This window comes from Bradyrhizobium sp. STM 3809, assembly GCF_000239795.1.
Taxonomy (GTDB): Bacteria; Pseudomonadota; Alphaproteobacteria; order Rhizobiales; family Xanthobacteraceae; genus Bradyrhizobium.
Genome location: NZ_CAFJ01000154.1, coordinates 1 through 1563, shown reverse-complemented (window position 1 = coordinate 1563; position 1563 = coordinate 1). Strand labels below are relative to the sequence as shown.

The window sequence follows — 1563 nt, the reverse complement described above, 5'->3', positions numbered from 1 at the left end:
GGCTGCAGAACTGGATCGTGTCATCGGTGCGCTTCAGCAGGCTCGCTCGGAGATTGGTGGTGAGCGAAGCGACGCCATGACGCGGCCGCCCAGTGATTAGGGGCGCAAAATGCCAGCGGCGTCTGCGGTGTCCGGCCCGATCCTTCATGTCGTTTTCAACATGTCCGCCGCCGGCACGTTGCGCGCGGCACTCCAGCAAGCCGGCCGCGACGACCGCGTCATTGGACTTGGCGACAACCTGAGCTTCGGCCCGATCGATCCGCCCGATCCGGCGTTGCGAACCGCCTGGGTGGACCAGAAATTGGAAGTGTCAGGCTGGGATGAGGTCGGCGGACAGGCCACTTTATTCTGGGACGAGGCGTTGTCATGCACTCGCAGCAGGATCGCCTGGCTCACGCGGCGGTCGACCCAGGAATATGCAGGTTTCCTCGAATTCCTGTGGCGGCTCGGCGATAAGCCGGTCGAGATCGTCGATCTCGCTGACGCTGTCGCGAGGGCAGGGGATCATGGCGCGCCCAATCCGCACCGGGTGTTCAGCCTGGCCGAGTTGGCGCCCGAGACTGTCAGCGTCAATCATCTCTGGGATGTTCGGCAGAACCTGACGTCGGACATGCGCGCGGCTTGCCGCGAACAATGGGCGCGCCTCAAGGCGGAGAACGCGCCGCTGCGGATCCTCCGCGACGGCGAGTTCGTCTCAGCCCCGATCGCGCATTTCGATCCCGTGCTGGTGTCCTGCGCCACCGCCGAATGGACGAAGACGGCAAGGATCATCGGCGAGGCACTTTGCGAAACCTGGATCGACGGGATGCAGATCGGCGATATCGAATTGTTTGCGCGCGCCCGCGCACTCGTCGCAGCGGGGCGCCTGCAGTGTCGTGGCGATTTGCTCGATATGCATCGCAGCGAGTTGCGATTGCCAGGGCCCGCGGGGTAGCTGCAGCTCTCGACGCGTGGGGAAGTGCGTGTGGATCGCGACGAAATTTCTCAGCCGCCTCAAGCTGATTTGCCCTGTCCAGTCCTTCGCCAAAAAATATTCTTGTTTCTATTTTTCGGAATTCATGCTCTGATGTCTGCGTCCCACCCCGGCACGAGGGGCGTATCGCGATCGTCACGAGACGCGGGGTGGAGATGCGGTGGGCGCGTCATGTCGCAGCAGGGCTGAGGTCGTGCGGACGAACGGCGGGCGCGCACGGTGAAGTCGCATGGTCCTGGCCTCCCGACGCTGAGGCTACGCCGGTGGTGATGATGATCCGCCGGTCACGGGGGCAAGACAGCCCGGTCCCCGGGGAGAGTGCGTATAATCCGTCCAACCATCGCGCAGGGAAGGCCGGTCGTCCGGCTGACCTGTGGTGACTGCCGCCTGCTTTTTTTGCTGCAGGCGGGCCACGGGCATCAGCCGATGCCCGGCCTTCCCTGCGCCCTCGACTTGAAGGGCGTCGACGAAGCATAGCTCGGGCGCAGCATGCGTCGCGAGGAGATGCATGCTCGTTTCCGGATTAGCGCGATTGCTGCGGAGCATAAGGACATCCTGCAGGTCGATGGAGGACGAGATCCCGCGGCGAA

At 64.0% G+C, this 1563-nt stretch carries 2 protein-coding genes; one reads left to right on the top strand and one right to left on the bottom strand.

Annotated elements, in window-relative coordinates; translation table 11 throughout:
* Positions 1-127: 127 nt before the first annotated feature.
* Positions 128-934, top strand: coding sequence for a DUF3658 domain-containing protein (locus BRAS3809_RS07985; protein ID WP_240535622.1), 807 nt, complete (start codon positions 128-130; stop codon positions 932-934).
* Between the two features lie 294 nt (positions 935-1228).
* On the opposite strand, the gene BRAS3809_RS37025 is transcribed toward BRAS3809_RS07985, so the two are convergent.
* Positions 1229-1563: hypothetical protein (locus BRAS3809_RS37025; RefSeq protein WP_240535621.1), on the bottom strand; the 335-nt coding region annotated here is incomplete at its 5' end.